This is a genomic window from Kitasatospora sp. NPDC004289 (assembly GCF_053602875.1).
Genome location: NZ_JBSGEL010000006.1, coordinates 176,162 through 200,929, shown reverse-complemented (window position 1 = coordinate 200,929; position 24,768 = coordinate 176,162). Strand labels below are relative to the sequence as shown.

At 73.6% G+C, this 24,768-nt stretch carries 20 protein-coding genes and 1 rRNA gene; 10 read left to right on the top strand and 11 right to left on the bottom strand.

The features are described from left to right. Positions 1-92, top strand: a 5S ribosomal RNA gene (gene rrf / locus ACWEPF_RS06275); the annotation flags it as partial. Positions 93-153: 61 nt separating this feature from the next. On the opposite strand, the gene ACWEPF_RS06270 is transcribed toward rrf, so the two are convergent. From ACWEPF_RS06270 to ACWEPF_RS06245, 6 genes are all read right to left on the bottom strand, one after another. Beyond that, positions 154-768 carry a hypothetical protein gene (locus ACWEPF_RS06270; protein WP_452171621.1) on the bottom strand — a complete coding sequence of 205 codons (615 nt, stop codon included), beginning with the start codon at positions 766-768 and terminating at the stop codon, positions 154-156. Positions 769-871: 103 nt separating this feature from the next. Continuing rightward, positions 872-2,182 carry a DUF58 domain-containing protein gene (locus ACWEPF_RS06265; RefSeq protein WP_452171620.1) on the bottom strand — a complete coding sequence of 437 codons (1,311 nt, stop codon included), beginning with the start codon at positions 2,180-2,182 and terminating at the stop codon, positions 872-874. 27 nt (positions 2,183-2,209) lie between these two features. Next, entirely contained in the window at positions 2,210-3,238 is a 1,029-nt protein-coding gene (locus ACWEPF_RS06260; protein ID WP_452171619.1) for an AAA family ATPase, read from the bottom strand. Beyond that, complete coding sequence (locus ACWEPF_RS06255; RefSeq protein ID WP_452171618.1) at positions 3,235-4,512, bottom strand: DUF4350 domain-containing protein; 1,278 nt, start codon at positions 4,510-4,512, stop codon at positions 3,235-3,237. Before ACWEPF_RS06255 ends, ACWEPF_RS06260 begins: the two co-directional genes overlap by 4 nt. Beyond that, a complete protein-coding gene (locus ACWEPF_RS06250; RefSeq protein WP_452171617.1) occupies positions 4,509-5,171 on the bottom strand; it encodes a DUF4129 domain-containing protein in 663 nt (220 codons plus the stop codon). Before ACWEPF_RS06250 ends, ACWEPF_RS06255 begins: the two co-directional genes overlap by 4 nt. Next, on the bottom strand, positions 5,171-6,463 hold the full coding sequence (locus ACWEPF_RS06245) for a hypothetical protein (RefSeq protein WP_452171616.1): 1,293 nt from the start codon (positions 6,461-6,463) through the stop codon (positions 5,171-5,173). Before ACWEPF_RS06245 ends, ACWEPF_RS06250 begins: the two co-directional genes overlap by 1 nt. 205 nt (positions 6,464-6,668) lie before the next feature. Here ACWEPF_RS06245 and mtrA point away from each other — a divergent pair, with 205 nt between their 5' ends. From mtrA to ACWEPF_RS06230, 3 genes are read left to right on the top strand one after another with little or no spacing between them, the layout of a single operon-like run. Further along, a complete protein-coding gene (gene mtrA, locus ACWEPF_RS06240; RefSeq protein ID WP_104816374.1) occupies positions 6,669-7,346 on the top strand; it encodes an MtrAB system response regulator MtrA in 678 nt (225 codons plus the stop codon). A 1-nt stretch (position 7,347) separates the two neighbouring features. Further along, complete coding sequence (gene mtrB / locus ACWEPF_RS06235) at positions 7,348-9,474, top strand: MtrAB system histidine kinase MtrB (protein ID WP_380149639.1); 2,127 nt, start codon at positions 7,348-7,350, stop codon at positions 9,472-9,474. Then, the gene (locus tag ACWEPF_RS06230) at positions 9,452-11,305 is read left to right on the top strand and encodes an LpqB family beta-propeller domain-containing protein (RefSeq protein WP_452171615.1); all 1,854 of its coding nucleotides are present in this window, start codon (positions 9,452-9,454) and stop codon (positions 11,303-11,305) included. The genes mtrB and ACWEPF_RS06230 overlap by 23 nt, the downstream gene beginning before the upstream one ends. On the opposite strand, the gene ACWEPF_RS06225 is transcribed toward ACWEPF_RS06230, so the two are convergent. Further along, entirely contained in the window at positions 11,293-11,985 is a 693-nt protein-coding gene (locus ACWEPF_RS06225) for a ComF family protein (RefSeq protein ID WP_452171614.1), read from the bottom strand. The two genes, ACWEPF_RS06230 and ACWEPF_RS06225, sit on opposite strands and share 13 nt — an antisense overlap. 328 nt (positions 11,986-12,313) lie before the next feature. Between ACWEPF_RS06225 and hpf the strand changes: the two genes are divergently transcribed. After that, a complete protein-coding gene (gene hpf, locus ACWEPF_RS06220) occupies positions 12,314-13,006 on the top strand; it encodes a ribosome hibernation-promoting factor, HPF/YfiA family (protein WP_345289991.1) in 693 nt (230 codons plus the stop codon). A 145-nt stretch (positions 13,007-13,151) separates the two neighbouring features. Then, on the top strand, positions 13,152-13,880 hold the full coding sequence (locus ACWEPF_RS06215) for a response regulator transcription factor (protein ID WP_345289990.1): 729 nt from the start codon (positions 13,152-13,154) through the stop codon (positions 13,878-13,880). A 27-nt stretch (positions 13,881-13,907) separates the two neighbouring features. Here the strand turns inward: ACWEPF_RS06215 and ACWEPF_RS06210 are convergent, their stop codons facing one another. Both ACWEPF_RS06210 and ACWEPF_RS06205 read right to left on the bottom strand, forming a co-directional pair. After that, on the bottom strand, positions 13,908-15,707 hold the full coding sequence (locus ACWEPF_RS06210; RefSeq protein WP_452171613.1) for an FAD-dependent oxidoreductase: 1,800 nt from the start codon (positions 15,705-15,707) through the stop codon (positions 13,908-13,910). A gap of 63 nt (positions 15,708-15,770) precedes the next feature. Then, entirely contained in the window at positions 15,771-16,937 is a 1,167-nt protein-coding gene (locus tag ACWEPF_RS06205) for a winged helix-turn-helix domain-containing protein (RefSeq protein ID WP_452171612.1), read from the bottom strand. A gap of 271 nt (positions 16,938-17,208) precedes the next feature. On the opposite strand from ACWEPF_RS06205, the gene secA reads away from it, so the two are divergent. Further along, the gene (gene secA, locus ACWEPF_RS06200) at positions 17,209-19,968 is read left to right on the top strand and encodes a preprotein translocase subunit SecA (RefSeq protein WP_345289986.1); all 2,760 of its coding nucleotides are present in this window, start codon (positions 17,209-17,211) and stop codon (positions 19,966-19,968) included. 252 nt (positions 19,969-20,220) lie between these two features. Here the strand turns inward: secA and ACWEPF_RS06195 are convergent, their stop codons facing one another. After that, complete coding sequence (locus tag ACWEPF_RS06195; protein ID WP_452171611.1) at positions 20,221-20,691, bottom strand: Rv3235 family protein; 471 nt, start codon at positions 20,689-20,691, stop codon at positions 20,221-20,223. 251 nt (positions 20,692-20,942) lie between these two features. On the opposite strand from ACWEPF_RS06195, the gene ACWEPF_RS06190 reads away from it, so the two are divergent. The 3 genes from ACWEPF_RS06190 to ACWEPF_RS06180 all read left to right on the top strand — a co-directional run bounded on the left by ACWEPF_RS06190 (position 20,943) and on the right by ACWEPF_RS06180 (position 23,489). Next, the gene (locus tag ACWEPF_RS06190; protein ID WP_452171610.1) at positions 20,943-21,938 is read left to right on the top strand and encodes a patatin-like phospholipase family protein; all 996 of its coding nucleotides are present in this window, start codon (positions 20,943-20,945) and stop codon (positions 21,936-21,938) included. Positions 21,939-22,002: 64 nt separating this feature from the next. Then, positions 22,003-22,512, top strand: a complete 510-nt coding sequence (locus tag ACWEPF_RS06185; RefSeq protein WP_345281331.1) for a DUF6912 family protein — start codon at positions 22,003-22,005, stop codon at positions 22,510-22,512. A 62-nt stretch (positions 22,513-22,574) separates the two neighbouring features. Beyond that, positions 22,575-23,489, top strand: a complete 915-nt coding sequence (locus ACWEPF_RS06180; protein WP_452171609.1) for an endonuclease/exonuclease/phosphatase family protein — start codon at positions 22,575-22,577, stop codon at positions 23,487-23,489. 17 nt (positions 23,490-23,506) lie between these two features. Here the strand turns inward: ACWEPF_RS06180 and ACWEPF_RS06175 are convergent, their stop codons facing one another. Continuing rightward, on the bottom strand, positions 23,507-24,724 hold the full coding sequence (locus ACWEPF_RS06175) for a PucR family transcriptional regulator (RefSeq protein WP_345281329.1): 1,218 nt from the start codon (positions 24,722-24,724) through the stop codon (positions 23,507-23,509). Positions 24,725-24,768: the final 44 nt, after the last annotated feature.

Below are 24,768 nucleotides of genomic sequence, written 5' to 3'. Positions count from 1 at the left end.
CGCCCGGTTACATTCCGAACCCGGAAGCTAAGCCTCACAGCGCCGATGGTACTGCAGGGGGGACCCTGTGGGAGAGTAGGACGCCGCCGAACAATCATTCAAGAAAGCCCCCGCCGGGAAACCGGCGGGGGCTTTCTGCATTTCCAGGCCCTTTCAGGGCAGCGGCGGGAGCGGTATCGGGGTGGTGGTCGAGGTGTTGCCGTTGACGTCGACGAGGTTCTGGACCTTGGTGGGGTCCCTCAGGTCGACCGCGTTGACGAAGACGGTGTCGGAGGCTCGGTCGAGCAGGACCTGGCCGCTGTGGGCGTCCAGCAGCTCGTCGATCTTCGGGTGGGACACCCAGGAGGGGGCCGACGGGAGGTGCGGCAGGAGGGAGGCGGGGACGGCGGTGCGGTCGACGTCCTTGGAGGTGGTGGGGTAGTGCTGGACCTTGGGGAACTCGGCCGGTTGTGCGGGGAGTTGGCCGATGACCTTCGCGACCTGACCCGGGGGGAGCTGGGCGACAGCGCAGTAGAAGAGGTCGGTCGGGCCGGGGATGCTGCGGTCGGGGGTGTAGTCGTTCGAGGAGATCTCGGTCCAGTGGGCCGAGAGGACCGGGCCGAGACGGGCCAGGGCGCCACGGATGAAGGCCGGGTCGCTGACGGGCTCGGGCGCTTCGATGACCGAGTCGGTTGCCGAGGCGGTGTTCCTGTGGTCGGTGTCGCAGCCGACCAGGGCCAGTGGTGACAGGCCGAGTGCGCTGAGCAGGAGGAATTCCCTGCGCTTCATGTGGTGCTCCCCCGAAGGTTACTGATGACCGGTCAATTGGATCATCGAGGGAGCCGTGGCGGGATACGCCGGAGGTACCGGGGGCGTACGCCTCAGGTAGGGCTCAGAGGCGGCCGGCGGCCTTGAGGGCGAGGTAGGTGTCGGCGAGGGCCGGGGGGAGGGCCGCGGGCGGGGCGTCGAGGACGGTGACGCCGCGGCGGGTGAGGAGGGTGGCGGTGCGGGCGCGGTCGGCGCGGGTCTGCTCGGCGGCTGCGGCGGCGTAGACGTCCTGGACGGTGCCGCGGGTGGTGGCGAGTTCGTCGAGGCGGGGGTCGGCGACGGAGGCGAGGACGAGCTCGTGGCGCTTGGTGAGGAGGGGGAGCTGGGGGAGCAGGCCCTCCTCGACGGGGCCGGCGTCGAGGCCGGTGATCAGGACGATCAGGGAGCGGTGGGGGGCCAGCCGGAGGGCGGCGGAGGTGAGGGCACGCAGGTCGGTCTGGACCATGGCCGGCTGGAGGGTGGCCATCGCCTCGGTGAAGGCGGGGAGCACGTCGGAGGCCGAGCGGCCGACGACGGTGCGGCGCTTGTGGGAGTCGTGGGCGAGGAGGTCGACCCGGTCGCCGGCCTTGGTGGCCAGGGCGGCCAGCAGGAGGGCGGCGTCGAGGGCGGCGTCCAGGCGGGGGGCGTCGCCGACGCGGCCGGCGGAGGTGCGGCCGGTGTCGAGGACGATCAGGACGTGACGGTCGCGTTCGGGGCGCCAGGTGCGGACGGCGACGGTGTGCCGGCGGGCGCTGGCGCGCCAGTCGATGGAGCGGACGTCGTCGCCGGGGAGGTACTCGCGCAGGGAGTCGAACTCGGTGCCCTGACCGCGGGTCAGGATCGAGGTGCGGCCGTCGAGTTCGCGCAGGCGGGCCAGGCGGGAGGGCAGGTGCTTGCGGCTGGCGAACGGGGGGAGGGCGCGGACCGTCCACGGCACCAGGTGGGAGCCCTGGCGGGCGGCGAGGCCGAGCGGGCCGTGGGAGCGGACGGTGACCCGGTGGGCGTGGTGGTCGCCGCGGCGGGTGGGGAGCAGGTGGGTGGTGATCCGGCGGCGCTCCCCCGCGGGGATGGTGAGGGCGTGCCGGGAGGCCTCGAAGGAGGTGCCGGGGCGCCAGGTGGAGGGCGGCCAGGCGTCGCGCAGGCGGGCTCGCAGGGGGCGCCGGGAGGGGTTGGTGACGGAGAGTTCGACCGTGGCCGGCTCGCCGAGGCGGACGGTGGTGTCGCCGGTGCGGGTGAGCACCAGGGACCGTACCGGGGCCGCCAGGGCGAGGTCGGCGAGGACGGCGAGCAGGAGCGGGCCCGTGACCGCGGCGATCCCGGCCCAGGAGGGCAGCAGGAGGCCCACGACCAGCGCGCCGAGCGCGGCGATGAGGGCGGTGCGGCCGGTCAGGGCCATGGGTGACGCTCCTTCAGGCAGTACGGGTCAGCGCGGGGCCGGGGTCTGGGCCAGGACGGCCTGGATGACGGAGTCGGCGGTGACGCCCTCCATCTCGGCCTCGGCCCGGAGCTGGACCCGGTGGCGCAGGGTGGGCAGGGCGAGGGCCTTGACGTCGTCGGGGGAGACGTAGTCGCGGCCGGCCAGCCAGGCCCAGGCGCGGGAGGCGTTGAGCAGGGCGGTGGCCCCGCGCGGGGAGACGCCGATGGAGAGCGACGGGGACTGCCGGGTGGCCCGGCAGAGGTCGACGATGTAGGCCAGCACCTCGGGGGAGACGGTGAGCTTGGCGATCTCGGCGCGGGCGGCGGTGATGTCGGCGGGGCCGGCCACCGGGCGCACGCCCGCGGCGGCGAGGTCGCGGGGGTCGAAGCCGGAGGCGTGCTTGGCGAGCACCTGGTACTCCTGGTCCCGGGTGGGGAGCGGGAGCACCAGCTTGAGCAGGAAGCGGTCGAGCTGGGCCTCGGGCAGCGGGTAGGTGCCCTCGTACTCGACCGGGTTCTGGGTGGCCGCGACCAGGAACGGGACGGGGAGCGCGCGGGGTTCGCCGTCGACGGTGACCTGGCGCTCCTCCATGGCCTCCAGCAGGGAGGCCTGGGTCTTCGGGGGAGTGCGGTTGATCTCGTCGGCCAGCAGCAGGTTGGTGAAGACGGGGCCGGGCTGGAAGGAGAACTCGGCGGTGCGGGCGTCGTAGACCAGGGAGCCGGTGACGTCGCCCGGCATCAGGTCGGGGGTGAACTGGATGCGCTTGGTCTCCAGGCTGAGGGCGGTGGAGAGGGTGCGGACCAGCAGGGTCTTGGCGACACCGGGGACGCCCTCCAGCAGGACGTGGCCGCCGCAGAGCAGGGCGACGACCAGGCCGGTGACGGCGGCGTCCTGGCCGACCACGGCCTTGCCGATCTCGGCGCGCAGGGCGGTGAGCGCGGCCCGGGCGTCGGTGGCGGCGGCCGGGGCGGTCGAGAGGGTGGCACCGTCCTCGGGGGTCGGCTTGCTGAGGGAGGTGGTGGCCTGCTCGGTCACGGCTGTCGTACCTGCCTTTCCAGGGCGTCGAGGGCGTCGGTGAGCCGCAGCAGGGCGGCGTCGTCGGTGGGTGCGTCGCCGTACAGCAGCGCGTGGAGGTCGACGGCGGGGCGGTCGAGGCGGTCGGCCAGGGCGGTGCACAGGGCGGTCGGGTCGGGTTCGCCGGTGTGCAGGGGGATGCCGAGGGCGGGGGCGGTGCGGTGGCGGGCGGCGCGGCGCAGGGCGTCGGCGGCCCGGCCGCGGGCCTTGGCGCGTTGGTAGAGCCGGGCCCGGCCCTCGGTGGTCTCGGCGGCCCGGACGACCACCGGCAGCTGCTCGGTGACCACCGGACCGAGCCGGCGGGCGCGCCAGAGGGCGGCCAGGGCGGCGGCCACGGCGAGCTGCAGGGCGGCCCAGTTCCAGCCGGCCGGGATGTGGTCGGTGAGGCTCCTGGGCTGCTCGGCCTGCGGGCCGGAGTAGTCCGGGAGGTACCAGACCAGGTGGTGGCGGGAGCCGAGCAGGCCGAGGGCGAGCGAGGCGTTGCCCTCCTCGGCGAGCCGCTCGTTGGTGAGGAAGCGGCCGCTGCCGAGGACCACGGTCTCGCGGGAGCCCGGGTCGGTGTGGCGGACCAGGGCGGGGCGGCCGTTGGTGGGGTAGCAGCCGGTGTCGCCGGGGCCGGGCCGGTAGAGCAGGCCGCCGACCTCGGCGGTGCCGGCCCGGGCGGCCTCGGGCAGGGAGCAGCCGGGGGCGGTGGCGGTGGACTTGGTGAGGTGCGGCTCGCCGGAGGAGTCGTTGGCGGTGGTGATGCCCGGGGCGAGCTGGGTCAGGGTGTCGTTGTCGGGGCCGATCAGCACCAGGCGGCTGTCGCTGCCGCGCTTGCGGGCGGAGACCGGTCCGAGCTGACCGGGCGTCAGCGGGACGGTGAGGGGCAGCACCACCGTGGTGCCGGGAGCGGCCAGGGCTTCGGAGAGCTCGTCCTGGGTGGCGGCGGTGCGGACGTCGACGCCGCGCTGTTCGAGCAGGCGGACCACGGCCCGGGTGCCGTGCGGATCGGGGTCGCGCGGGTGGAGCGGGGGGTACTCGCGGTGGTCGTCCAGGCCGGTGACGAGCAGCCCGCCGACCAGGACGACGGCAGCGCCGAGCAGGAACCAGCGGCCGCGACGCCAGATCCGGCCCCAGCCGGGGAAGACCCGCAGTGCGGTGCCGACGGTCGGCGCGGGCCCCTCCGACGGTGTGTCAGGAGCGGTTGCCGGCGCGGCGGGTGCGGGGGCCGGGGCGGTGGTGTCGGTGCTCACGCGGTGCTCCCGGCGAGGGTCGGCCGGCTGGTGGTGACGGCCCGGTCGAGGTCGAGCAGGGCCTGGTAGGCGGCCGCGTCGGCGGTGTGCTCGCCGTAGACCACGTCGTCGAAGGTGCGGGCGGCGCGGCGCAGGGCCTCGGCGTGCTCGGGGAGCACCCGGCCGGCCTCGGCGGCGGCCTCGTCCGCGGTCCGGCCGGGGCGGACGTCGAGGAGCGTGCGCTCCTCCAAGCCGCGTATCAGGGCGCGCAGTTGCTCGCGCACGGCGTCGGCCCAGGCGCCCGCCGCCGCGTGGGCGGCGGCGGTCGCGCGGTGCTCGGCGGCGGTGGCCGGGCGGTCGGCGCCGAACAGGTCCGGGGCGGTGCTGCGGGCGGCCCGGCGCGGGGCGCCGAGACCCCACCACAGCAGCCCGGCCAGGACGGTCAGGACGACCAGGAAGAGCGCCACGGAGGTGATGCCGTGGGTGGCGATGCCGACGGCGCCGAAGGCCTTGTCGAGCTGCTCGACCACCCAGTTCCAGATCCGCTGCAGCAGGCTCGGATCGTGGTGGTGGTACGCCGGGTCGAGCCGTTCGATCCGGGCGGCGTCCCGGGCCGCGTCACGCTCCTCGGTGACCGGGACGCCGGCGGCCAGCGGGGCCCACTCCCCCCAGTTGGGCATCAGCTTCCCTGCGGTCCGGTCTGGTCGGGGGCGGTGTCGGCCGGGGCGGCGGCGGGTGACGGTGCGTCGGCGGGCGCGCTCGCGGCGCGGGCCAGCTCGATGTCCAGGCCCTCGCGGCGGATCCGGCGGTCGACGTAGAGCAGCACGTTGATCGCGGCGACCAGCGGGATGGTGATGCAGGAGGCCAGGATGGCGCCGATCGAGAGGACCAGGATCAGCGACGGCGGGGTGGTGGCGCCGAACACGCCGAAGTCCGAGTTCGGGGTGAACTGGTCCTCGCCGACCGCGGCCATGCCGATGACGGTGAACGGCAGCACGAAGACGGCGGCGATCAGCCCGGCGATGAACTGGCCGAGGGCGGTGATGCCGAAGGTGCGCCACCAGGCGCCCTTGACGAGGCGTCGGGAGCGCGAGAGCGCGGTGAAGACGCCCTGCTTCTCCAGCATCAGGGCCGGGGCGGCCATGCTGAGCTGGACCATCAACCAGAGCATCACGGCCAGGCCGGCGAGCAGTGGCAGCACGGCGAGGCCGATCAGCGCGCCGTCGGCGTCGGCGACGGCGAGCACCAGCATCGGCGCCATGGCGACCAGGGCGATGCCGACCATGATCAGGGTGGTGATCACGGTGAGCCCGAAGAGCTTCAACAGCTGCGGCCGGGCGGCGGCCCAGGCGGCGCCGAGGGTGGCGCGCTGTCCGAGGATCGCCTTGCTGACCACCATGGTGAGCAGGCCGGAGGCGATGATGCCGAGCAGCATCGCGAACAGGTAGGCGGCGATGCTCAGGACGGCCGGGCCGATCGCGTCGGGCTGCTCGTAGCCCCACCACTCGGCGCCGGCGGTGAGCGACTGCTCGGCGACCGCGACGCCGAGGGAGAGGCCGATGGTGGAGCGCCAGTAGCGGCGCACGGTGGTGAAGGCACCGTCCAGCAGCTCGCCGACCGAGAGCGGGCGGAGCGGGATGACGCCGGGCTTCGGGCTCGGCGGCTGGCCCCAGCCCGGGGCGCCGCCCCACTGCTGACCGCCGCCCCAGCCGGGCTGCGGACCGTACGGGGGCTGCTGGCCCCAGCCGGGCTGCTGCCCGTGGGGGGCCTGCTGTCCGTACGGGGGCTGCTGGCCGTAGGCGCCGGCGTAGGGGCCCGGCGCGGGCGGCGGGACCGGCGGCGGCACGGGGCCGGCCTGCGGCGGGACGGGCGGGGCGGTGGCCGCGGAGGGAGCTGGAGCGTCCGACGTCCCGGCGTCCTCTCGGGGCGGCTCGGGTGAGCCGGGCGAGGCCCAGCCCGGAGTGTCGGTCATCACTGCTCCCGTCGAATCGGTACTCTGTGGCGCCCATCGTGCCACGGCACTGTTCGGCGCTCGCAGGGATATCCCGGCCCGGTCCGGGGCCCGGTCCTGGCGGGGGGCGAACTCTGCGACGATATGACTGACTTGGCGGGCACGAGCACGCCAGATTGGCACGGCTGTGCGGCAGGTCACAATCCGGTAATGAGAGGATGGACGCATGAAGGGACGTGTCCTCGTCGTCGATGACGACACCGCACTGGCCGAGATGTTGGGCATCGTGCTTCGTGGTGAGGGTTTTGAGCCGTTTTTCGTCGCGGACGGGGACAAGGCACTAGCCGCGTTCCGGGAGACCAAGCCTGATCTGGTCCTCCTCGACCTGATGCTGCCCGGGCGGGACGGGATCGACGTGTGCCGTCAGATCCGCTCCGAGTCCGGCGTGCCGATCGTGATGCTCACCGCGAAGACCGACACCGTCGACATCGTGGTCGGACTGGAGTCCGGCGCCGACGACTACGTCGTCAAGCCGTTCAAGCCCAAGGAGCTGGTGGCCCGGGTCCGCGCCCGGCTGCGCCGCGCCGAGGAGCCGACGCCGGAGCAGCTGACGATCGGCGATCTGGTGATCGACGTGGCCGGTCACTCCGTGAAGCGGGAGGGCCGGGGCATCCCGCTGACCCCGCTGGAGTTCGATCTGCTGGTCGCGCTGGCCCGCAAGCCCTGGCAGGTGTTCACCCGCGAGGTGCTGCTGGAGCAGGTCTGGGGCTACCGGCACGCCGCCGACACCCGTTTGGTGAACGTGCACGTGCAGCGCCTGCGCTCGAAGATCGAGAAGGACCCGGAGCGTCCGGAGATCGTGGTCACCGTCCGCGGTGTCGGCTACAAGGCCGGGCCCAGCTGACGTGACGCAGCAAGCTGACGACTCCCCGTCGGGCACCGCCGCCGACGGGGAGTCCACCGTTCGCGGGGACGTGTTGAGCTCCACCACCACCGGTGGCCGCCGCCCCCGGCGCGGCCCGGTGGCACTCTTCGCGCTGGTGGCCCGTCAGTTCCGGCGTCCCTTCCACCGGGTGGTGGCGCTGTACCGGCGCTCCATCCAGGTGCGGGTGGTGGCCGCCACCCTGCTGCTCTCGCTCGCCGTGGTGCTGGTGCTGGGCGTGGTGGTGGTCGCCCAGGTCCGCACGGTGCTGCTGGACGCCAAGAAGCACTCGGCGCAGAACCAGGCCCGGGGCGGCTTCGAGATCGAGCAGGACAAGATCAACGACGCGATCAACCTGCAGGCCACAGTCGGTGCCAACACCGACCCGACCCGGGTGAAGACCAGCACCTGGCTGATCAAGCAGGTCTCCGACCTCGCCACCGGCGGCAGCGGGGTCTACTCGGTGATCGCCCTGGTGCCCAACAGCGACGAGGTGCAGAGCTCGTCCAGCGCCGCGCTGCGCGGCGCGTACGGCTCCGGCGAGATCCTGCCGGCCTCGATCTCGCCGGCCCTGCGCGCCCAGGTCGCCGCGAACCCCGGGCAGATGTTCGAGCAGACCGCCGAGGTGCAGCGGGCGACCGCGCCCGGGAAGGCTCCGAAGGAGGAGCCGGGCCTGATCATCGGTCAGCAGTTCCGGGGCCCGGACGGGACCACGCAGTACCAGCTGTACTACGTCTTCTCGTTCGCCCAGGAGACCAGCTCGCTCGGGCAGGTCACCGGCACGCTGGCGACCGCCGGGGTGTTCGTGGTGATGCTGCTCGGCGGCATCGCCTGGCTGGTGGTCCGTCAGGTGGTCACCCCGGTGCGGATGGTGGCCGGGATCTCGGAGCGGCTGGCCGCCGGGCACCTGGAAGAGCGGATGAAGGTCACCGGCTCCGACGACATCGCCCGGCTCGGCGAGTCCTTCAACCGGATGGCCAACGCGCTGCAGGCGCAGATCCGGCAGCTGGAGGAGCTCTCCCGGGTGCAGCGGCGGTTCGTCTCGGACGTCTCGCACGAGCTGCGCACCCCGCTGACCACCGTCCGGATGGCGGCGGACCTGATCTACGACAGCCGGGACGACCTGGACCCGATGGCGGCCCGCTCGGCGGAGCTGCTCCAGGGGCAGCTGGACCGCTTCGAGTCGCTGCTCGCCGACCTGCTGGAGATCAGCCGGTTCGACGCGGGCGCGGCGATCCTGGACGCCGAGCCGGTGGACCTGCGGGACATCGTCGGCCGGGTGGTCGAGGCGGCCGACCCGCTGGCGCAGGCCAAGGGCAGTGCGGTGATCATCCGGGGCGGCGAGGAGCCGGTGGTCGCCGAGGTGGACTCCCGGCGGATCGAGCGCATCCTGCGCAACCTGGTGGTCAACGCGCTGGAGCACGGCGAGGGCCGGGACGTGGTGATCCGGCTCGGTTCGGCCGAGGGCGCGGTCGCGGTCGGCGTCCGGGACTACGGCATCGGGCTCAAGCCCGGCGAGGCCTCCCGGGTGTTCCACCGCTTCTGGCGGGCCGACCCGTCCCGGGTGCGGACCACCGGCGGCACGGGCCTGGGCCTGTCGATCGCGGTCGAGGACGCGCACCTGCACGGCGGCTGGCTGCAGGCCTGGGGCGAGCCGGGCGGCGGCTCGCACTTCCGGCTCACCCTGCCGCGCACCCGCGGCGGGGAGATCAGCCGGGCGCCGTTCCGGCTGGAGCCGGAGGACTCCCGGCACAACCGGGGGCTGGCCAGCGCGGGCCCGTACCGGCGGGCCAGGCCGGCCGGGGCGACCGCGCTCACCTCGGCCGAGCAGACGGCGGAGGTCCCGGAGACGCCGGAGGGCCAGGCCACGGGCTTCGGCCCCGGGCTGGGCGGCGTGCTGAGCATCGGACCCGGGCTGGGCAAGACGCCCTCGGCCCCGGTGGCCGACCCCTCGGACGTCCGGGCCGCTTCGGCGGGGTACGGTGCGACCGGCGCACACGTGGTGGTGGACCGGTCGGCGGCCAGGCCGGCGGACGCGCCGTCGGCCGGCGCGGATGCCGGTGGGAGCGACTCGGAGGGGGAGCGGCGTGCGGAGGACGGACAGGACTGACCGGCGGCTGCTCCGCGCGCTCGGCGCGGTGCTCGCCCCGCTGGTGGCCGCGGGCTGCGTCTCGATGCCCTCGGACGGCGCGCCGGAGCGGGTCGGCACCCCGGCGACCGCCGCCCCGGAGAACCTCCAGGTGCGGGTCTACCCGGCGCCTCCGCACCCCGGGGACGATCCGGAGAAGCTGCTCACCGGCTTCCTGGACGCGGCCAACGCCGACGAGGCGACCTACGCGACCGCCAAGCAGTACCTGACGGCGGCGGCGCTGCGGAAGTGGCAGCCGGAGACGCAGGTGGTGGTCCTGGGCTCGCAGGCCCGGTACACCGTCTCGCTGGCCGCGGGCTCCGACCGGGCCGAGGTCCAGGTGCAGGGCGGCCAGATAGCCGAGTTGGACCGGCACCGCACCTACCGGCCGACCCCGGGCACGTCGTCCAACCAGACCTCCCCGTACGACAAGCGGTTCAAGCTGGTGCGGGAGACCGAGGGCAAGAACAAGGGCGAGTGGCGGATCGACGACCTGCCGGACGGGCTGATCACCGATCAGACCGAGTTCAAGAACGGGTACCGGGCGGTGCACCGCTACTTCCCGACCCGGACGGACCCCTCGGTCGACCCGGGCCCGCAGGCGGTGCTGGTGCCCGACCCGATCTACGTGCGCCGCCGGGTGGACCCGCTCACCGCCGCCGCCCAGGCGCTGGCCGACGGACCGTCGCCCTGGCTCGCCAAGGGGGTCCGGACGGCCTTCGGCGAGCAGGTCGCGATCGTGGGCGCCGTCACCGTCAACGACTCCAACGCGGCCACCGTGAAGGTGGACGTGCCGGACCTCGGCGCCGAGCCGGGGCGCTGCGGCGAGATGGCCGCGCAGCTCTTCCACACCCTGTCCGACGTCCAGGGCAAGCGGCTGACCCTGCTGACCCTGAACGGGCAGAAGGGCACCTGCCAGGCCGTCGGCGACACCGTGCTGCGCGCGCCGGGCGCGCTGGCCGGCGGGGTGTTCGGGACCAGGCAGTACTACCTGGACCAGGCGAAGGGCCAGCTGATGCAGACCGCGGACTCCGACGGGAGGGGCACTCCGGTCCCGGGCGAGCTGGGGGCGGAGAACGGCTCCCTCCGCCCGAGCGGCTTCGCGGTCCGACGGGACGGTGTGGCGGCGGCCGCGATCGGGGCGGACGGCCACGAGCTGTTCCTGGTCGACCTGGCCGCCAACAGCACCAAGGGGGAGCGCGTGCACCGGAGCGGTGGCGTGCTGAGCTCGCCGAGCTGGGACGGCTGGAACAACCTCTGGCTGGTGGACCCGGCCGCAGACTCCGGGGTGGTCATGGTGCGCGGCCGGACGGTGGTGCCGGTCCACGTCGGCGGGCTGGGCGGCGGGAAGGTCCAGTCGCTGCGGGTCTCCTCGGACGGCGCCCGGATCGCCCTGGTGGTGAACGAGGGCGGCAGGACCACGCTCAGGCTCGGCATGGTCCTGCACACCGGGAGCCAGACCAGTCCGGGGGCCGAGGTGGTGGGCCTGCGGGCGGTGGCCTCGGTGCTGAGCGAGGTGGTCTCGGTGGCCTGGGCCGACACGGACCAGCTGCTGGTGCTCGGCAAGGAGCAGGACAAGCTCCAGCAGCTGCACTACTTCGGCACCGACGGATCGGTCAGCGCGGACGTGCCGCTCCAGGGCGGTGACTCGATGACCTCGGTCTCGGCGACCGAGGCGCGGAACACCGGCAGCAAGGAGCTGCTGCCGCCGGTGCTGGCCACCTCCGCCGACCAGGTCTACCGGCTGTCGGGCAGTCAGTGGGTCGAGCTGGCGTCGGGCCTGAAGGGTCGTCAGTTCTCCTACCCGGGCTGACCGGTGGCCCGCCGGGCGGCGGCCACGGTGGCGGCGGCGCGGGGTGGGTGGCCGAGGGCGGTGAGGGCGCGGGCGGCTTCGGCGAGGGAGGCCCCGGTGGTCACCAGGTCGTCCACCAGCACGGCCTGACGGCCCGCCAGCAGGCGGGCGGCGCCCGGGCGGGCGGTGAGGGCGCCGTGCAGGTTGGCGTGCCGCTGGGCGGCCGTCAGGCCCGCCTGGTCGGCCACCGCGCGGCGGTGGCGCAGCAGGTGCGCGGCCCGGACGGGGCGGCCCCGCCGGCGCAGCTCGCGGGCGGCGGCCCGGGCCAGGCGCAGCGTCGGGTCGTGGCCGCGGGCGCGGGTGGCGGCCCGGGTGGAGGGCACGGGCACCAGCAGGGCCGGGCCGGGGCCCAGCAGGGGGAGCACCGCGGCGGCCAGGGCGCGGCCGAGCGGGGCGGCCAGGCGCAGGGCCCCGCGCTCCTTGTGGGCGAGCAGCAGTTGGCGGACCGGGTCGGCGTAGTGGGTGGCGGCGTGCACCGGGGGCAGGCCGGCGGGGCACGGGTGCGGGGTGGCCGGGCCGGGGCGGGCGGTGTCCAGCGCGGCGCGGCAGCCGGGGCAGAGCGGGGTGCGGCCGGTGCGGCAGCCGGCGCAGCGGGCGGGCAGCAGGAGGTCGGCCAGTTCGAACAGGGCGTGGGCGGTCATGGTGACTCCCGGTGGTCGGCCCGTACCAAACGGTGGGCCGTCCGGGGCATGTTGTCCAGGTGTTTACCGGTTTTTCACCCGCGTGAGGGTAAACAGGACGGAACAGTCCTCCAGCCGACCGGGGATGGCGAAATCCCGGTGTGAGGTGTTCGATGAGGCTCCAAGGGGTTTCAAGCGCTTCTGGTGGGGAGGAAGTGAGGTGAGGGCCAGTCCCTCCCAGCGCCCCCGGGAGCCCCGGTGGTGATGGTGAAGCGGCTGGTCCGGCTGGGTCTCAGTCCGGTCCGGGAACGTTCCGGCCCGGCGTCAGCACGAGGGATCGGAGTTCTGCGTGGACATCGTCGTCAAGGGCCGCAAGACCGAGGTGCCCAAGAGGTTCCGAGAGCACGTGGCCGAGAAGCTGGAGAAGGTCCAGAAGTTCGACGGCAAGGTGATCAGCCTCGACGTCGAGGTGTCCAAGGAACACAACCCGCGCCAGGCCGACCGGTCCGAGCGGGTGGAGATCACGATGCGCACCCGCGGCCCGGTGATCCGGGCCGAGGCCGCCGCCGCTGACCCGTACGCGGCGCTCGACCTGGCCTCCGCGAAGCTGGACGCGCAGCTGCGCAAGTCCGCCGACCGGCGGCGGGTGCACAAGGGCGGCAACGGCCGCACCCCGATCAGCGTCGCGGAGGCGACGGCGGCGCTGGCGTCGCTCCCCGAGGTGGAGGAGCCCAGCGCCGGGGTCAACGGCACGGCCCGCAAGACCATGATGGGATCGCTGGAGGTGGAGGGCGACGGACCGCTCGTCGTCCGGGAGAAGACGCACGGCGCCGCGCCCATGTCGCTGGACCAGGCGCTGTACGAGATGGAGCTCGTCGGCCACGACTTCTACCTCTTCGTGGAGAAGGACAGCGGCCTGCCGAGCGTGGTGTACCGGCGGCACGGCTACCACTACGGCGTGATCCACCTGGCCACCGACGGCACGAACGTCGGCCCGGCCAGTGACGCCGGTGGTGCGATCGGCGGCCCGGACCAGGACTGACGCACAGGAGGCGATGCGGGTGACCCCCGGTGGCGGCTGCCACCGGGGGTCACCCGTTCCGGGAGGGGCGACGGCGGAGGGTGATCGACCGCGGGTGCTTCGTGGAATGATGTGCCGACACTGACCGGGCGGCGGGGAGGGGCGGATGGGGGAGCGATTCGGTCTGACGGGCGGACCGCCGGGGGACGCGGACGAACCGCCGCACCGGGACGAGCCGATCCGGGTCCTGGTGGTGGACGACCACGCGCTGTTCCGCCGGGGCCTGGAGATCGTGCTGGCGGAGGAGCCCGACATCCGGGTGGTGGGCGAGGCCGGGGACGGCGCGGAGGCGGTCCTCAAGGCGGCCGACCTGCTGCCCGACATCATCCTGATGGACGTACGGATGCCGCGGCGCAGCGGGATCGAGGCCTGTACCGCGATCAAGGACGTGGTGCCCAGCGCCAAGATCATCATGCTGACCATAAGCGACGAGGAGGCCGACCTCTACGAGGCGATCAAGGCGGGTGCCACCGGCTACCTGCTGAAGGAGATCTCCACCGACGAGGTCGCCACCGCGATCCGGGCGGTCGCCGACGGGCAGTCGCAGATCAGCCCGGCGATGGCCTCCAAGCTGCTCACCGAGTTCAAGTCGATGATCCAGCGGCGGCCGGACGAGCGGGAGCTGCTGCCGGCGCCCCGGCTCACCGACCGCGAGCTGGAGGTGCTCAAGCTGGTCGCCACCGGGATGAACAACCGGGAGATCGCCAAGGAGCTCTTCATCTCCGAGAACACCGTGAAGAACCACGTGCGCAACATCCTGGAGAAGCTGCAGCTGCACTCCCGGATGGAGGCCGTGGTCTACGCGATGCGGGAGAAGATCCTGGAGATCGGCTGACCGCCGACCTCCAGGCCTGACCCTCCGTCAGCGGGCCTGCAGCTCCAGGAAGGTGCGCACGGCGGACTCCAGCGCGCCCTCGATCCAGGCCGGCTTGAGGCTGGTGTGCTCGCCCGCGAAGTGCACCCGGCCCTCGGGCCGGCCGGCCGCCGGGTGCAGCTCGTGCAGCTGCCCCGGGGTCGGGATCACCGCCTCGCCCAGGGCGTACCGGGCCCGGGCCCAGGACTGGGTGACGCCGACGCCGGTGAACTCGCGGCGCACCTGGGGGCCGAACAGCCGCTCCAGGTCGTCCAGCGCGAAGGCGTACCGCTCGCCCGGGGTCAGCGAGTCCCAGCGCATCGCGTCGTCGGACCAGGTGTACGAGGCCAGCACCACCCCGCCGGGGGCGCCGCCCGGGGCGTGCGAGGGGAAGTAGGTGAAGCGGCTGGCGCTGTCCGAGACGCAGCCGCCGCCGGTGAAGCCGTTCGGACCGTCCTCCCAGAAGCGGCGCTTGAACTCCAGCAGCACCTTGGTGGCGGAGTCGTAGTGCAGCTCGGTGACGGCGCGGCGCTTGGGGTAGGACATCAGCGGCTCGAACCGGCAGAACCGCAGCGCGCTGAACGGGATGGTGACCAGGGCGTAGTCGCCCTCGAAGACCTCGGTGCGGCCGTCGGGGGCGCCGTCGCAGGACTCCTCGTCGCCGCTCTCGCCGACCGTCTCGATCCGCACGCCGGCGGCGCTCTGGGACAGCCTGGTCATCCGGCGGCCCATCCGCAGCTCGGCGGCGAGCGGGGCGGCCAGCGCGGTGGTCAGGGTGTCGGTGCCGCCCTCCAGCTCCCAGTAGCGGTTCGCGGGGTTGATCAGGGCGTGGTCGATCAGGGTCGGGACGAGGGAGTAGTGCAGCCGGGAGGTGATGTTCTCCAGCGTCCCGGCGGCCTGGACGGACGCCTCGTCCCAGCCGGCCTCCTCCCGCAGGAAGCGGCGGGTGGAGTGGTAGCCGTAGCGGGAGAAGACCTCCGTCCAGCCGTCCAGGCGCCGGGCGATGTCGCCGGGCGGGACGCTGGCCGGCTCGAAGGCGGCGTGCACGGCGGCCGCGGCGGTGGAGGCGAAGCGGGCGCCGAAGGAGCGGTTGAGCTCGCCGGGGTCGCGGGCGTAGTCGGCCTTGGCGGCGGTCAGGCCGTTGACCGCGAGCAGGGTGCGGAAGACCGGGGCGGGCGCGGTGAAGGGGGTGTCCGGGCCGTTGCTCCAGACCTCGCCGGTGAAGGAGCGGTGCGTCACCGGGGGCACCGGACCGAGCGCCCGGGTGCCGGGGGCGATGTCGGCGTTGAAGAACAACTGCCGCTTCAGGCCCAGCTTGTCGGCCAGCGCCAGCACCAGGGGGTGGAAGTCGGGCAGCCGCATCGCGCCGGCCTCCGCGTACAGCCGCTCGTCGCTGAACATGCCGCGGAAGGTCTTCACCCGGCCGCCGACCCGGTTCGCGTTCGCCTCCAGGACCACCACCTCGTGGCCGGCCCGCTTCAGGAGGGTGGCCGCCGTCAGCCCGGCCACGCCCGCGCCGACCACCAGCACCCGCTTCCGGCCGGTGGTGGGCGGCAGCTGACCGTCGATCAGGACCTTGAGGTACTCCAGGGTCAGGTCGGTGCGCTCGTCCTCGCCGACCATCAGCATCTCCCGGGCCAGCCCCCGGCTGACCGCCCCGTCCGCCCGGGTGGCGTCCCTGGCCGGGAGCGTCCGGAGGGACGGCGCGGCGGTGGCCGGACGGGGTGTCAGGCCGACGGCGCCGAGGGCGGCGGTGCCCAGGGCGGCGGCTGCTCCGAACAGGGTGCGGCGGGTGGTGGTCGGACCCATGCGTTGCTCCGAATCGGTGGTGCGGAAGGACACCACCGGGCAACGGCTCCGGGCCCGCCGGGATCACCCGATCAGCTTCTCCAGGGCCGGGCGCAGGCCCTCGTCGGAGAGCCGCTCCACCCGGACGGCGGTGCAGCCCACCCAGCCGGCCGCCTCGCGCAGCGCGCCGGCCAGCGCCTCCAGATGACGGGGCGAGTCCAGCGACACCTGACGGGCCACCAGGGTCTTCCCCTCCCGGGCCGGGTCGACCCGGCCGACCAGCCGGCCGCCGGTCAGCAGCGGCATCGCGAAGTACCCGTGCACCCGCTTCTCCTTCGGGGTGTAGGCCTCCAGCCGGTGGGTCAGGCCGAAGATCCGCTCCGTCCGGGGCCGGTCCCAGACCAGCGAGTCGAAGGGCGACAGCAGGGTGGTGCGGTGCCGCCCGCGCGGGGCGGTCTCCAGCGCGGCCGGGTCGGCCCAGGCCTGCGCGCCCCAGCCGGCCACCGTCACCGGAACCAGGCCGGACTCCGGCAGGGCCGCGTCGAAGTGCTTCGCCTTCAGCCGGTAGTAGTCCATCAGGTCGGCCCGGGTGGCCACCCCGAGCGCCGTGCCGGCCTGGGCCACCAGCCGGCGCACGCACTCCGCGTCGGAGGGCTCCTCGGCCAGGTACTCGGCCGGGATCGCCTGCTCGGCCAGCGCGTACACCCGCTTCCAGCTGCGCCGCTCGGTGCAGACCACGTCGCCGAAGGCCAGCGCCTTCTCCACCGCGACCTTGGTGTCCGACCAGTCCCACCACTCCGAGGTGCGCTTGGCGCCGCCCAGCTCGGTGGAGGTCAGCGGGCCCTCCGCGCGCAGCTGGTCCAGCACCTGACGGTACGTCCGCTCCTCGGTGCTGCGGCCCCAGACGTGACCGTTGGACCGGTAGGAGCGGCGGCGGAAGCCGAACAGCGGCCACTCCTCCACCGGCAGGATGCAGGCCGCGTGCGACCAGTACTCGAAGGAGGTGCCGCCGCCCCAGTACGCCGCCTCCACCCCCGGGCGGCCGACCGCGCCGAGGCGCGCGTACGGCACCAGCTCGTGCGAGCGGGCCAGCACCGAGATGGTGTCCAGCTGGACCGCGCCGAGGTGCCGGAGCACGCCGCGCACCCCGCCCCTGCGGTCGGGCGCGCCGAGCAGCCCCTGGGCGCGCAGCGCGATCCGGCGGGCCTCGTCGGCGGAGAGTTCGAGGACGGGTGCAGGCGTGGCGGTCATGCCGCGCAGGGTAGACGGAGGGACTGACAGCGGGGGGAGCCGGAGCGGGAACCAAGTCAGGTCCCGGCGCGTACAACCTGAGCGAGGGCCGGAGGGTGACCGAAATGTCCGCACCGGAGCGCAATCGGCCGTTGTGCCCCCACGGGTGACACGGGAATACCGTGCTGACGCACCTCCCGGCGCGTTGGCTCCCTCGCATACGATGGCCCGTGCGGTGGGGTCGACCCACCGTGCTGCCGTCCAACGCCGAACAGGCAAGGAGCCCGCCCTAGTGTCCGTCTTCGACAAGATCCTGCGCGCCGGTGAGGGCAAGGTCCTTCGCAAGCTCCAGCGGATTGCTGCCCAGGTCAACTCCATCGAAGAGGACTTCGTCAACCTCAGCGACGAGGACCTGCGGGCACTCACCGACGAGTACAAGCAGCGGCTCGCCGATGGCGAGACCCTGGACGACATCCTCCCCGAGGCCTTCGCCACCGTCCGCGAGGCGGCCAAGCGGGTGCTCGGCCAGCGCCACTACGACGTCCAGCTGATGGGCGGCGCCGCGCTGCACCTGGGCTACGTCGCCGAGATGCGCACCGGCGAGGGCAAGACCCTGGTCGGCACCCTGCCCGCGTACCTGAACGCGCTGAGCGGCAAGGGCGTGCACCTGATCACGGTCAACGACTACCTCGCCGAGCGCGACTCGGAGTGGATGGGCCGGGTGCACCGCTTCCTCGGCCTCGAGGTCGGCGTGATCCTGGGCAACATGTCGCCCGCCGAGCGCAAGCGGCAGTACGCCTGCGACATCACCTACGGCACCAACAACGAGTTCGGCTTCGACTACCTGCGCGACAACATGGCGTGGTCGCAGGACGAACTGGTGCAGCGCGGCCACAACTTCGCGATCGTCGACGAGGTCGACTCGATCCTGATCGACGAGGCCCGCACCCCGCTGATCATCTCCGGCCCGGCCGACCAGGCCACCAAGTGGTACGCCGACTTCGCCAAGCTGGTGCTGCGCCTCAAGCGCGACCGCGACTACGAGGTCGACGAGAAGAAGCGCACGGTCGGCGTCCTGGAGGAGGGCGTCTCCCGGGTCGAGGACTACCTCGGGATCGACAACCTCTACGAGTCGGTCAACACCCCGCTCGTCGGGTTCCTGAACAACGCCATCAAGGCCAAGGAGCTCTACAAGAACGACAAGGACTACGTCGTCATGAACGGCGAAGTCATGATCGTCGACGAGCACACCGGCCGCATCCTGGCCGGCCGCCGCTACAACGAGGGCATGCACCAGGCGATCGAGGCCAAGGAGGGTGTGGAGGTCCAGAACGAGAACCAGACCCTGGCCACCGTCACCCTGCAGAATTTCTTCCGCCTCTACGACAAGCTCGGCGGCATGACCGGTACCGCCACCACCGAGGCGGCCGAGTTCCACCAGATCTACAAGCTCGGCGTGGTGCCGATCCCGACCAACAAGACCCCGCTGCGCATCGACCAGCCGGACCTGATCTACAAGTCCGAGCCGGCCAAGTTCGCCGCCGTGGTCGAGGACATCGTCGAGAAGCACGAGAAGGGCCAGCCGGTCCTGGTCGGCACCGTCTCGGTCGAGAAGTCCGAGTACCTCTCGCAGGAGCTGCGTAAGCGCGGCGTCCCGCACGAGGTCCTCAACGCCAAGCACCACGAGCGCGAGGCGCAGATCGTCGCCCAGGCGGGCCGTCGCGGCGCCGTCACGGTGGCCACCAACATGGCCGGCCGCGGCACCGACATCATGCTCGGCGGCAACGCGGAGCACCTCGCGGTGGCCGAGCTGGCGCAGCGCGGCATCACCGAGATCGACACTCCGGAGGAGTACGAGGCCGCCTTCCCGGCCGCCCTGGAGAAGGCCAAGACCGCCGTGAAGGCGGAGCAGCTCGAGGTCCAGGAGCTGGGCGGCCTGTACGTGCTCGGCACCGAGCGGCACGAGTCGCGGCGCATCGACAACCAGCTGCGCGGCCGTTCCGGCCGTCAGGGCGACCCGGGCGAGTCGCGGTTCTACCTGTCGCTGGGCGACGACCTGATGCGGCTGTTCAAGGCCGGGATGGTCGAGCGCGTGCTGGCCATGGCCAACGTGCCGGAGGACGTGCCGATCGAGTCCAAGATGGTGACGCGGGCCATCGCCTCGGCGCAGACCCAGGTCGAGCAGCAGAACTTCGAGATCCGCAAGAACGTCCTCAAGTACGACGAGGTGCTGAACCGTCAGCGCGAGGTCATCTACGGCGAGCGTCGTCGCGTGCTGGAGGGCGAGGACCTGCAGGAGCAGGTCACGCACTTCATGGACGACACCGTCGAGGCGTACGTCAACGCCGCGACCGGCGAGGGCTTCGAGGACGACTGGGACCTGGACAAGCTGTGGGCGGCGCTCAAGCAGCTGTACCCGGTGACGCTGGACCTGGAGGAGCTCGAGGAGGAGGCCGGCGGGCCGGCCGGGCTCACCGCCGAGTTCCTGGTCAAGGCGCTGCAGGAGGACGTGCAGGGGCAGTACGGCGCCCGTGAGGACGCGCTCGGCGCGGAGATCATGCGGGAGCTGGAGCGGCGCGTGGTGCTGTCGGTGCTCGACCGGCGGTGGCGTGAGCACCTCTACGAGATGGACTACCTCCAGGAGGGCATCGGCCTGCGGGCGATGGCCCAGCGCGACCCGCTGGTCGAGTACCAGCGCGAGGGCTTCGACATGTTCTCCGCGATGATGGAGGGCATCAAGGAGGAGTCGGTCGGCTACCTGTTCAACCTGGAGGTCCAGGTCGAGCAGCAGGTCGAGGAGGTGCCGCTCGCGGACACCGAGGAGACCCTCGCCAAGCTGGAGAAGGACCAGGCGGCCGGCCGCCCGGAGATCAAGGCGAAGGGCCTGGAGGCTCCGAAGCCGCAGCGTCTGCACTACACCGCCCCGTCGGTGGACGGCGACGAGCACGTCATCGAGGGCGACTTCGAGGACGGCGTCGAGGACGGCGACGGGCTGACCCGGGCGGAGCGGCGCAAGGCCGCCCGCGCGGCGAAGGGCCGCCGGAAGAAGTAACGCGTAGCTGTACGCGGTCGCCCGGAAGGGCAGCGCCTCAGGGGCGCGAGGAACTGCGCGAAGGGGAACGGCAACACCTGCAACTGGCTGATGGTGGGTCAGTTGCAGGTGCGCCGCCTCCCGAAGCGCGCGGTTCCTCGCGCCCCTTGGTGTTGCAACTGGCTGCCGGAGCTCGTGCTGTAGGTGGGTGCCTTCCGATTCGCGCAGTTCCTCGCGCCCCTGGGCGTTGCCCTGCCGAGTCGCTGCCTCCAACTACCTCGCTTCGACGGCGGTGCACTGCCACTGGTCGGTGCGGCGGTGCTGTTCGAGGCGGAAGGCGACCATGTGGTGGCGGGGGCCGAACTCGACGCGGACGCAGACTTCGAGGGCGCGGGGGGTGGGGGCGGAGTCGTAGACGCGGCCGAGGCGGTGGGGGGTGAGGCTGCCGCGGGGGCGGAGGGGGCCGGTGCGGACCAGGGCGGTGAGTTGCTGGTATCCGGGGAGGGTGGTGTGGCGCTGGAGCTGGCCGGCGGGGCGGTGGCCGGTGAGGACCTCGACGAGGCGGTGGGCGAAGCGGGCGGCGAGTCGGCTGCTGCCGGTGCGGGCGGGGGCGCAGGCGGCCCGAGGGTGACGCGGGGTCAGTTCGCCGACGGGGTGCGGGCGGCGCGGGGTGCGTTCGGGGCGCCGCGGATGGGGGTGGACCAGGGCTCGGACCCGGGGTGCGGCGGCGGTGGGAGCGGTCATCGGCGGCGCCCTTCGTGCGGAGCGGTGCGGGTTCGGCTCCTTGGTACCCGGGGCCGGGGGCGGTGGCAACGGACCCCGGGGGAGGTGTCGCGGGAGCGCGCCGGTGTCACCTATCCGGGTGGTTCGCGGTGCGGGACAAGGGCTGCGGCGGCCGGGGGTGGTGCACGGGGTTGACCGGCGGGGCGCGGCGGGAGGGCACGAAGGGGGACGTACCGTGGGGGCCGGTCGGTGGAGGGCGGAGGTGGTGCCTGGTGCGGCGGGGTCTGGTGCTCGGCGGGGGCGGGGTGCTGGGGGCGGCCTGGGCGGTGGGTGCGCTGCGGGCCGTGGAGGAGGAGACGGGGTGGCGGCCGGGGGAGGCGGAGGTGATCCTCGGGACCTCGGCCGGGTCGGTGCTGGGGACGCTGCTGGCGGCGGGGGTGGGGACGGCGGACCTGACGGACCACCAGCGCGGGCTGGACCTGGCCGCGGGCCCCCTGGCGGGGGTGGGCTTCGGGTACGAGGAGGCGCTGGGCGGGGCGCTGCCGCCGCTGCCGCGGCCGGGGTTCGGTTCGCCGGGGCTGCTGCGGGCCACGGTGCGCAACCCGCGGGGGTACCCGTTCCTGACCATGGTGTCGGCGGCCGCGCCGACCGGCCGCGCGTCGGTGGCGCCGGTCGGTGAGCTGGTGCGCGGGCTGGTCGGGGAGGCGGCGCCCGGGGGGTGGCCGCTGCGGGTGGTGTCGGTGGACTACGGGACCGGCCGGCGGGTGGTGTTCGGGGACCCGGGGCAGCCGCCGGCGCCGGTGGCGGAGGCGGTGATGGCCTCCTGTGCGATCCCGGGGTGGTTCGCACCGGTGGAGCTGGACGGGCACCGGTACGTGGACGGCGGCTGCTGGTCGGCGACCAACGCGGACCTGATGCTCGGCCGGGGCCTGGACGAGGTGTACGTCCTGGCCCCGATGGCGCTGCGGCCCGGCTGGCCGGACGGCCGGGCGGAGAGCCGGGGGTGGGCGGGAGCGGTGCGGGAGTGGCGGCGGCGGGACCGGCCGCGCGGGGTGCTGGTGCAACTGGTGGGCCGGTACCGGCGGGTGGTGACCCGTCAGCTGTTCCGTGAGGTGCGGGCGCTGCGGGCGGCGGGGGTGCGGGTGCAGGTGCTGGCCCCGACGCTGGAGGACCTGGCCGCGATGGGGCCGAACATGATGGATCCGCTGCGCCGTGCGCTGACCCTGGAGACCGCCCTGCACACCACGGCGCGGGCCCTTCGACGGTGAACCCGGCCGGGCCCGGGTGCGTATTGTTTGGCTGTCCAGATCGTCCGAGGAACCGGAGCCCCCGATGCGCGTGTACGTGCCCACCACCCTGGCCGGCCTGGCGGCCGCGCACCCCGGCGGCTCGCTGGACCAGTCGGTGGCGTACGCGGTGACCCCGGCGCTTCGGGAGTGGTACGTCAGCGACGACCTGGAGGAGCTGGAGTACGCCGCGCTGAACCGGGCCGCCCAGGCCGCGCTGCGCCTGCTGGCCGAGGACGCGCAGGCCCCGCGCCGCCGGGTGGTGGTGGCGGTGGACGTGGCCGACTCGGCGGTGGCGCCGTTCGCCGGTGACGAGTACCAGGACCAGGCCTCGCTGGGCCGGATCGTGCTCAGGGGCCCGCTGCCGCTGGCCAAGGCGGCCGCCGTGCACGCGGACGTGGCCGACGCGGACGTGGTGGCCGACGTGGCGGCGGCGGTCGCGGCGATCGGCGCGGCGGACGGCGGCGACGCGGACGCGCAGTTCACGGTGGACGGCGCCGAGGACCACGAGCTGCTCTGGTTCGCCACCCAGGAGATCCCCGCGCTGCTGGCCTGACCGGCGGGGTCTGACGGCCCGTAGAATCCCCCGGTCGTGCAGTCGATCGAGGGGGAACGTCCGTGCGCAGGCTGATGACGGTGCTGGTCGCGGTGGTGGGGCTGCTGCTGGCGGGGGCCCCGGCCCGGGCCGACGTGGCCGATCCGGTGAACTGGCCGAAGCCGAGGTTCATCACGTACAACGTCTGCGGGGCGGCCTGCCCGGAGGTCTACCAGGGCAGCACGGCCGCCTGGCGCGACCGGCTGGTCTCCGAGGTGGACGCCTGGAGCGCCGACGTGGTGGTGCTGCAGGAGCTCTGCCACGGGCAGTGGGACCTGCTGCGCACCAAGCTGGCGGGGCATTACGAGGCGGTCTGGGGGGCCACGCTGCCGTCGGCCTCCGGCTGCGCCAAGTGGGACGCCGCGGACACCCGCTTCGGCCTGGGGATCTTCGTGAAGGGCCCGGCGGGCACCGTGGTGCCAGGCAGCCGCTCGGTGACGATGCTGCCGAAGCCGGACGGCACCGAGCAGCGCGCGCTGCTCTGCGCCCAGGCGAAGGTGACCGGCCGTCAGGTCCGGGTCTGCGACACCCACCTGGACCCGCACGACGCCGTCACGCCGGTGCACGCCGCCGAGGTGGCCCGGCTGACCGGGGCGTACGTGGACGCGGGCGAGCCTGTGCTGCTGGCGGGCGACTTCAACGCGACCCCGCAGGAGCCGGCCCTGGACGCGCTGTACAACCACTCGGGCGGCGGCGGGAAGTACCAGGAGGCGGACGAGAACGACGCCGACTTCTGCGCGCTGCCGGGTGGCCGCTGCCGCACCGGCGCGCCGACCGTGGAGCCGCTCTGCTCGCCGAAGGCCACCACCGCGACGAAGATCGACTACCTCTTCCTGAGCGCCCGGGACTTCCGCGACGTCAAGGGTGACGCGGCGCCCTGCACCCCGGGCATGTCGGACCACCACCTGCTGCGCGGGGCGGCCGAGTTCGAGGGCTGAGCACCCCCGGAGGGCACTCAGTGCAGCGGGTCGCGGACCACCTCGGGCAGGCGGAGGACGGCCTGCAGGGCGATGTAGAGCTCGGCGGAATCCAGCGGGCGCTCGAAGGAGCGTCCGCTGAGCTGCTCGATCCGGCGCAGGCGGTAGCGGATGGTGTTGGGGTGGCAGAACAGCAGTTTGCCCGCCTTGTCGGCCGAGCCGTCCACCGCGAAGTAGGTGGACATGGTGGTGAGCAGCTGCTCGCGCTGGCTCTCCGGGAGGTCCATCAGCGGGCCGAGCACCTGGTGGCCGATCCGGGAGGCGGTGGAGGGGGAGCTGACCACCAGCATCGGCAGCGGGGAGGCGTCGAAGACCGAGACGGTCTCGGAGCGGGGGGCCGCGCTGGCCAGCGCGACCTGGGCCAGGTGGAGGGCCTGCGGGGTCTGGTCGAGTCTGGAGTAGCAGGGGCTGACCCCGGCCCGACGGACCGTCTGGAGCCGTAGCGTCTCGACCAGTTGCTCCATCGCCGCGCCGTCCTGCATGGAGACGATGCCGATGTGGGCGTCGGGGGTGAGGCGCCAGGCGGAGCCCATCTGGTGGCTGCGCAGGGCGGGTTCGATGTCCGGCAGGGCCTGCCGGGCCAGGCCGGGGGCGTGCGCGACCACCACGGCGAAGGTGCCGTCGTAGGGCAGGGTGAGCATGTCGGCGGCCTCCAGGACCCGTCCCGGGTTGCCCATGCCGCCGCGCAGCACCACGTCCACCAGGGCCGAACGCTCCTGGTCCCACTGGATCTTGAGGGCGGCGGTGCGCTCGTTGAAGGCGTCCACCATGGCGCCCACCACCTCGTCGTTGTACCGCCAGACCTCGCTGGCCATCGCGACCAGGTCGGCGCTGCTGGCCGCGCCGGTGCGCTCGGCCTCGGCGACCATCCGCTCCCACAGGCAGCGGAAGCCCAGCCGGTAGGCGGTCTGCACCATGGCCAGCGGCACGCCCTGCTCGGCCCGGCGGCGGCCGGTGACCCGGGGGGCCTCCAGGGTGATCTCCTCGCCGGTGAGGCCGCGCAGGGAGTAGGCCAGGTTGTCCCGGACCGCCTCGTGCAGCTGGCCGGACGGCAGCGGGCCGGCGTCCTGGTAGACCTTCAGCTCCTCGCGGATCCGGCGGACCGTCTCCTCGGTCAGCTCCGGCAGGCCGTCGAGCAGGATCCGGGCCAGCCGCTTGGTCGATTCCCCCAGCACCGTGGTCGGTTGAGCGTCCATAGCGGTCAGGGTAGGAAGCGGCGGCCCGGCCGCTCCGGGGCCGT